The 7648-nt window shown below is 61.3% G+C and carries 7 protein-coding genes; 6 read left to right on the forward strand and 1 reads right to left on the reverse strand.

Annotated features, from left to right (window positions below; genetic code table 11):
* Window positions 1–66: 66 nt before the first annotated feature.
* From AB5Y83_RS12075 to AB5Y83_RS12085, 3 genes are all read left to right on the forward strand, one after another.
* On the forward strand, window positions 67–1707 hold the full coding sequence (locus AB5Y83_RS12075; protein WP_019445713.1) for a sensor domain-containing diguanylate cyclase: 1641 nt from the start codon (window positions 67–69) through the stop codon (window positions 1705–1707).
* Between the two features lie 4 nt (window positions 1708–1711).
* Window positions 1712–2815, forward strand: a complete 1104-nt coding sequence (locus tag AB5Y83_RS12080; RefSeq protein WP_368175228.1) for an EAL and HDOD domain-containing protein — start codon at window positions 1712–1714, stop codon at window positions 2813–2815.
* 65 nt (window positions 2816–2880) lie between these two features.
* Window positions 2881–3471, forward strand: coding sequence for an HAD family hydrolase (locus AB5Y83_RS12085; RefSeq protein ID WP_368175229.1), 591 nt, complete (start codon window positions 2881–2883; stop codon window positions 3469–3471).
* A gap of 132 nt (window positions 3472–3603) precedes the next feature.
* Here AB5Y83_RS12085 and hfq read toward each other — a convergent pair whose 3' ends face one another.
* Complete coding sequence (gene hfq / locus AB5Y83_RS12090; RefSeq protein WP_005335772.1) at window positions 3604–3963, reverse strand: RNA chaperone Hfq; 360 nt, start codon at window positions 3961–3963, stop codon at window positions 3604–3606.
* Window positions 3964–4139: 176 nt separating this feature from the next.
* Here hfq and AB5Y83_RS12095 point away from each other — a divergent pair, with 176 nt between their 5' ends.
* From AB5Y83_RS12095 to AB5Y83_RS12105, 3 genes are read left to right on the forward strand one after another with little or no spacing between them, the layout of a single operon-like run.
* Window positions 4140–5411 (forward strand): PqiA/YebS family transporter subunit, encoded by a 1272-nt coding sequence (locus AB5Y83_RS12095; RefSeq protein ID WP_368175230.1) that lies wholly within the window; start codon window positions 4140–4142, stop codon window positions 5409–5411.
* Complete coding sequence (gene pqiB, locus AB5Y83_RS12100; protein WP_005335774.1) at window positions 5404–7053, forward strand: intermembrane transport protein PqiB; 1650 nt, start codon at window positions 5404–5406, stop codon at window positions 7051–7053. The genes AB5Y83_RS12095 and pqiB overlap by 8 nt, the downstream gene beginning before the upstream one ends.
* Window positions 7050–7619, forward strand: a complete 570-nt coding sequence (locus tag AB5Y83_RS12105) for a membrane integrity-associated transporter subunit PqiC (RefSeq protein WP_042656389.1) — start codon at window positions 7050–7052, stop codon at window positions 7617–7619. Before pqiB ends, AB5Y83_RS12105 begins: the two co-directional genes overlap by 4 nt.
* The last annotated feature ends 29 nt before the right edge of the window (window positions 7620–7648 follow it).

The following is a 7648-nucleotide window of genomic DNA, read 5'->3' on the forward strand; positions in this document are numbered from 1 at the left end:
TTCTGACATATTAATCAAGGAGAAATATGTCTATACTCGCTTGGGTACAATCCAAGGGATATTGGTATGCAGGAATGGGACCCGGAACACTTCACCAACTTTGCTCAGTTATGCGAAGTGAGCCTCGCCACCATCCGTGAAAAGACCGATGCCGAACGCCTCTACCTCTGGCTGAAAGCCCCCGAACCGCAGCTCTACAGTTTTCAGCTCGATCAGGGGCTGACCACGCTTGATCTCGCCCATCTCGGTCAACTGACCCTGCCCCACCACCTGATCGACAAGGCGATGGAGAAGGGACAACTGGTGATCGAGCAACTCCAAGCACCGCCGGATCCCGGCGAAAATGTGGAGCCCGCCCAGCCGCAGTTACGCGCCTGTTTCCCTCTCAAGCGTCACATGAAGCTGGAAGGGGTCATCTATCTGGAGACCCGCCGCCGCATCGATCGCCTCTCCTCCCACCAGCGTCAGGGCATCCAGCTCCTTATCCACTATCTGACTGCCGAGCTCAGCAATCACCTGCTCTCCAGCCAGGTCAATCAGGAGCGGGACCAGCGGCTCCATACCCAGACCGATCTGGTTCAGAGTCAGGCACTGCAAGGCTCCTTCCTCACCATGTTGCAGGCGCTGCACATGGTAAGCGTTACCCTCTCCCGCAGTCGCAGCGAGAACGATCTGCTGCGGGATGCCGTGCTGCTGGCCCGCAAGGAGCTGCAGTTCGATCGGGTCGCCATCTTCCTGATCGAACCCGATGGCAAGACCATGCGCGGCACCTGGGGCACCAGCGAAGAGGGCGAGCTGATGGATGAACACAACTTCATCAGCCCCATTCCGGATCACCCCACGGTGCAAGAGGCGCTCAGGCGCAAGGATTACGTGCTGGTGATGGAAGATACCCCCCTCTACTACGAGAAGCAGCAGGTGGGCCGTGGCTGGAACGCCATGGTATCGCTATGGGATGGCACCACTCCCATCGGCTGGATCGCCGCCGACAACCTGCTCTGGCACCGGCCGCTCAAGGCCTATCAGAGCGAGATCTTCAAACAGTACGCCGCCATCCTGTCACAACTGCTGATCCGCCAACGTACTCAGGAGCAGCTGGAAACCCTCAACCGCCAGCTGGAGGCCCGGGTCGCCGAGCGCACCATGCAGCTGGCCGAGACCAACCGTGCGCTGGAGGAGGCCAATCACCGCCTCTCCCTGTTGTCGCTGGAAGATCCCCTCACCGGCATCGCCAACCGGCGCCAGTGGGACATCACCATGCAGCGGGAGTGGGAGTGGGCACGACGCACCCAGAACCTGCTGGCGGTATTGATGATCGATGTGGACGAGTTCAAGGCCTACAACGACCACTTCGGCCATGCCAAGGGGGATCTCTGCCTGCAACAGGTGGCCCATGTGCTGCGGGATGCTGAACGGCGCTGCACCAATCTGGTTGCCCGTTACGGCGGCGAGGAGTTCGTCATTCTGCTCTGCGCCCCCCAACCCGGTGAGGCCGAACAGCTGGCCGGACGGATCCACGATGGTCTTGCCCGCTTGAAAATGCCCCATCCCGCCTCGCGGGTTGCTGATTTCATTACGGTTAGCATAGGCTTTAGCTATCTGGTTCCCTCCCAGGACGGAGCATGGCAGACCCTGACCGAACAGGCTGACCAGGCGCTCTACCACGCCAAGTCACAAGGGAGGGCGCGCACTCTGGCCTATCGGTGATCCCATGCTGTTGCGTCGCTACCCTATCTTCAATCGTCGCCTGGCTCTGGTGGCCTACGGCATCGACTATCAGCTCAGCTCACCGGCCGAATGGCCTTCACTGGCGCAACATTGCCGCCTGCTGGCACAGGGGCGTCAATATCTGGTGCCCTTCACCCACGAACAGCTCGATGAACAGCGTCCCATGCTGCTGGATCAGGACGCGATCCCGCTGGTTGAAGCCTCCAGTGAACGCCAGCCCAACTCGTTCCCGGTGCTGGAGCAGTGGCGCGACAGTCGGCGCAGACTGGCGGTGCACGGCGCCAACCGGGATCCACGCTGGCTCGGCGCCAGCCGCCTGCTGGTGTACTGGATGGGGGAAGAGGGGATCTGCCAGCCCACCGAGCACAAGCGGATGGCGCTGAACATCGAAACCTGGGCGGATTTTCTCCCGCTGCGGGAGGCGGGGGTCGACTTCTTTGCCGGCGGCTTTCTCGCCCGTCCCGAGCTGGTCAATCAGCGGGCCAACCAGCCCGATATGGCGCTGGTACAGCAGATCCTCCAGCTCATCTGCCACGAGGAGTTCTCCTTCGCCCAGGTAGCCCGCCTGCTGGAGCAGGATGCCTGGCTGCCCGGCCTGCTGCTCACCTACGTCAACGCCCCCGGCTTCGATCATGCCGCCCCCATCACCTCGGTACCCCGCGCCCTCTCCTATCTGGGGGAGCAGGAGATCCGCAAGTTCGTGCTGATCAACGGTCTGGCCCGGGTGAGCCAGCACATGCCGGAGGCCTGCACCCGCATGGCCATCGCCCGCGGCCGCTTCTGCGAGTTGATTGCCCTCACCGCCCTCGGTAAAGCGGAGGCCAGCTGGGCCTTTCTGGTAGGCCTGGTGCTCGATGGCTCCCTGCTGTCGGAGCCGCTGATGGCCCACCTGCCCAAGAGCGTGCAGCGCGCCATCGAACTGCACGAAGGGCCACTCTTTCATCTGTTTCAGCTGGTCAGCACCTATGAACAGGGCAACTGGGCCCTGCTGGAACAGCTTGCCCCCAAATATCAACTCAATCCGGCCCAGCTCACCCCCGTCTATTTTCAGTCACAAATGTGGGGGCAAGCGTTTCTCACCAGCTAGGTGATGGCGAGGCGGGGAGCCACTGGCTAGAATGGGCTCCTTTTTTTCAGAGACTGACCCGCACCATGACGCTTTCCGGATTCCAAGGCCTGGTCTTTGACCTTGATGGCACCCTGGTCGACTCCATGCCGCTGCACCTCGCCGCCTGGGAACATACCGCCCGCGAGTTTGGCTTTCACTTCGACGCCGACTGGTTCTATGAACTGGGTGGCATGCCGAGCCGCAAGATAGCCCTGCTGGTGGCACAGGAGCAGCAGATCCCCCTCGATCCGATCGAAGTCACCCGCTGCAAGACCGCCCACTATGTGGCCAACCTGCACAAGGCGACCGTCTTTCCGGCCATGCAGGCGCTGGTCGAGCGCTATCATGGCGTCATCCCGATGGGGATTGGCACCGGCTCGCCGCGCATAAATGCCGAGGCGGTGCTGCGCAACACTGGGCTGGATCGCTACTTCTCTGTGGTGGTCACCGCAGACGATGTGGAGCTGCACAAGCCCAATCCGGACACCTTCCTGCTGGTCGCCAGCAAGCTGGGGGTCGAGCCATCAGGCTGTCTGGTGTTTGAAGATACCGGTATCGGGGTACAGGCCGGAGAAGCGGCGGGTATGCAGACCTGCATGGTCAAAGAGGGTCAACCGGTTGGCATAACCGCGTAGTGCGGAAAAAAATATCGCCCAGCAAGGGGCGATAACCGGAACCAGCTCTCATACGGGACATGAATGAAAATGAGAGCAGGTTCCGTCAGCCGCTGACGCAGGGCGCGTCAACGGGGCGTGCGGGGCAGACGATTACTCGTTGTTGCCGCCGCCCTGATTGTCGTCATAACGACCCGGCGCACCGTGGGGGCGCGGCGCCATGGAGACACGTGGCTTGCGAGCACGCTGGATATTCACCTGCGGACGGCCGGTGTGCATGGCGATGGTGGAGATCTTGGCCTTGTAGACCAGCTGCTGGTTACCATGAGCATCGGTCAGCAGCACGCTGTACTGGTCGAACCCACTGATGGTGCCTTCCAGCTTGATGCCGCTCACCAGAAAAATAGCGACCTGACTGCGGTTCTTGCGCAACCAGTTGAGGGCAGAATCTTGCCCGTTCCCGAGGGAGAAGGCTTGCTCAATCGTGGAGTAGCTGGGGGATTCAGTTGTCATAAATTATTGTCCCGCGGAAAAAAAGTGGCGTTTGATTGTGCTAAATGGGCACTGGCTTGTCAAAGTCATTCTCACTCCCGCCAGCAATAGCGGCCTCCGGGGGCTGGTCGCTGACCAGCACAACTGCGATAATCGCCAGCTCTGGCTCTACCACGGGCCTTATCTGGGGTTTTATCTTGCATCCGGTTTCACACCAACACCACACCACCTATGTCCATGATGCCACTGCCTGCGAAGAGTGTGACCTGCTGATACCGGCCACACCGCTCGAGGTGGGACAGGCCAGCTGCTGCCCCCGTTGTGGGCACACCCTGAGTCGCCACCTGCCACAGCAGGAGTTGCGGCCGATCTCCTACGGGTTCGCGGCACTCATCATGTTCGTGCTCGCCAATGCCTTTACCTTTATGTCCTTCTCGGCCAAAGGGGTGGGCCAGGAGATGACCTTTTTGCAGAGCATCACCACCCTGGTGGATGAGGGCTATCTGTTTCTCGGCGCGGTATTGAGCCTGACCCTGATCGGCCTGCCGCTGGTTTATATGGGGTCCATCATGCTGGTGCTGTGGCGGGTCGATAAAGATCTGCACAGCAATGCCCTGCGCTCCCTCGGCCGTCTGCTCTGCCGGATCAAACCTTGGCTGATGGTGGATGTCTTTCTGGTGGGGGTGCTCATCTCGCTGGTCAAGCTGATGGGGATGGCCGACATCAAGATGGGGCTGTCATTCTGGGCTTTCGTCGGTTACACGGCGCTGCTCATCAAGATGATCTCCTCACTGGATCAGATGTGGCTGTGGCAGCGGCTGTTCGGCCCAACCGAGTCACGGGATATCGACCCGGAAGCGGGCGCGCTGGAGTCCGGTCTGGTGGGCTGTCATATCTGTGGCGCCCTGAGCGAGGTGGGTAGCCACAGCTGCTCCCGCTGCGGCGGCAAGCTGCATGCCCGCAAGCCGGGCGGCCTGAACCGTACCTGGGCGCTGCTGTTTACCTCCGCCATTCTCTACATTCCGGCCAACGTCTATCCCATCATGGATACGGTGTTTCTCGGTGATGACAGCCCCTCCACCATCCTCGGAGGTGTGGTGCTGCTCTGGGCCATGGGCTCCTACCCCATAGCTGCGGTGATCTTTTTCGCCAGCGTGGTGGTGCCGCTGGTGAAAATACTGGCGCTATTCTGGCTTTGCTATATGGTGCAGCGCGGCAATGTCACCTCCCCCCTCGGCAAGCTCAAACTCTATCGCATGACCGAATTTGTCGGACGCTGGTCGATGATCGACGTCTTCGTGGTGGCCATTCTGGCGGGCCTGATCCGGCTCGACAATCTGATGACCATCTACCCCGGCCCTGCGGCCGTCGCATTTGCAGGTGTGGTGCTGATCACCATGGTCGCCGCCATGAGTTTCGACTCCCGCCTGATCTGGGATTTACAACAAGGAGAACGCGAACGTGAGTGAGCGTAAAAAAAGGTGGAAACCGGGCTCTGACTTTCTGAGCTCTGCCGCCGCAATCTGGATGGTGCCCCTGCTGGCGCTGTTCATCGGTCTCTGGATGCTGTTCCAGCACTGGTACTCCCAGGGCCCCAGTTTCACCCTGACAGTCGCCACTGCCGAGGGCATAGTCGCTGGCAAGACGGTGATCCGCTCCCGCGAAGTGGACGTCGGCCGCATCGAAGCCGTCGAGCTGAGCGATGACTACAGCCATGCCGTGCTGAAAGGACGGCTGACCAATGCCGCCTCCGGCATGCTGCGCGGTGACAGCCAGTTCTGGGTGGTCAAACCCAGAGTGGGCCGTGAAGGGGTGTCGGGTCTGAGCACCCTGCTCTCCGGCGCTTATATCGAACTCGCCCCCGGCAAGAAAGGTCGGGCTCGGGACGAATACGCCATGCTCGACAAACCGCCACTCGCCTCCCTCGATGCCAAGGGGCTGCGTCTCACCCTCAGCAGTCGCGACACCCGCGCGCTGGGGGAAGGCTCCCCCATCAACTATCAGGGCTTCACCATAGGTCAGGTGGAAGAGGCGAAGTTCCTGCCGGAAAAGAGCGAGATGCAGTATCAAATCTTCATCCACGCCCCCTATGACATTCTGGTGAGCAGCAACTCCCGCTTCTGGATGACCCCGGGCTTCGAGGTCTCCATGAGCAGCGAGGGGATGAAGGTGAAGATGGATTCGCTGGAAAGCCTGATCGATGGCGGCATTACCATGGGTCTGCCACCCGGCTGGGCGCCTGGCGAGCCGGTCAAACAGATGGAAGGATTCACCCTGTTCCAGGATGAGGCGAGCGTGCTGGCCGGTAGTCTGGATCAGTTCATCGACTACGTCTTCCTGTTCGATGACAACGTGGGTGGCCTGCACCCGGGCGCGGCGGTGCAGTATCGCGGCATTCGGGTCGGTACCGTCATCTCCGCCCCCTACCTCATCGAGGACAAGGGCGTGCAGATCTTCAAGAGCCGCCAGATCCCGGTGCTGGCTCGCATCGAGGTGCAGCGCCTCTCCCACCGCTATGCCAAGGCGGAGAAGGATCAATGGCGAGCCCTGTTCGGCAAGCAGTTCAAGGAAGGGTTGCGTGCCAGTCTCAAGACCTCAAGCCTGCTGACTGGCGGCAAGATCATCGATCTCAACTTCTATCCGGACGCACCACGTTTCGAGCAGGCCAAGCTGGCCGGTTATCAGGTCTTCCCCACCGTGCAGGGCGGGCTGGATCAGATCGAGCGCAAGGTGAACCTCATCCTCGACAAGTTTGTCGACATGGACATGGCAACCACCCTGACCAAGGTCAACGGGTCACTCACCACCCTGGATGGCACCCTGAAGAACATCAGTGCAGTCAGCGCCAACCTGAACAAGCTCACCGCCAAGGATTCCACCCAACAGCTGCCCGCCTCGCTCAACGAGAGCCTCAAGCAGTTGCAGGAGACCCTGCAGGCCTATGATGCCCAGTCGCAGACCAATCAGGACCTGCGCCAGTCGGTGCAGACCCTCAATCAGTTGATGCGCGAACTGCAGCCGCTGGTGCACTCCCTCAACGAGCAGCCCAGCTCGCTGATCTTCGATCGCGCGCATCCATCGGACCCTGAGCCCAAGCGAGGCAAACAATGAAAAAAGAGATCCTGACGCTGGCCTTGCTGGGCCTGCTGGCGGGTTGCAGCAGCCAGCCAAGCCTGCACTACTACTCGCTCGATGCCGACAGCCAGCAACCCGTGACGGCCCCGGCCCAACCGCAACACCAGTTGGTGCTGCGCCCGGTGGCACTGGCCAGCCAGCTCGACCGGATCAGTCTGGTCTATCAGCTGGAAGGGCAAGAGCTGCACTTCACCGAGTACCATCGCTGGGCCGGTGCGCTGGACGATCAGCTCAACCAGCTCACCCTTAATGGCCTCTCCACCCGCCTGCCGGGCTGGGTGGTACGGCAGGATGGCGCCCGCAAGGGGCCGGTGCTGACCATTCTGGTGGAGCGCTTTCAGGGCCGTCATGACGGCAGCGCCGTGCTGAGCGGCCGCTGGCGCCTGCTGGCGGAAGATGGCACCGTGCTGCGCGATGCTCCCTTCCGTCAGGAGCGGGTGCTGCCGGCCGATGGCTACAACGCACTGGTGAACGAGCTGGGTCAGGGCTGGCAACAGCTGCTCGACCAGATCGCCGCCGAGGTGCGCCAGAGCGCCAGCTAATCGCCCATCCGCCGATTGCAGAGATAAAA

This window comes from Aeromonas sp. R5-4 (assembly GCF_040908215.1).
Taxonomy (GTDB): domain Bacteria; phylum Pseudomonadota; class Gammaproteobacteria; order Enterobacterales; family Aeromonadaceae; genus Aeromonas; species Aeromonas veronii.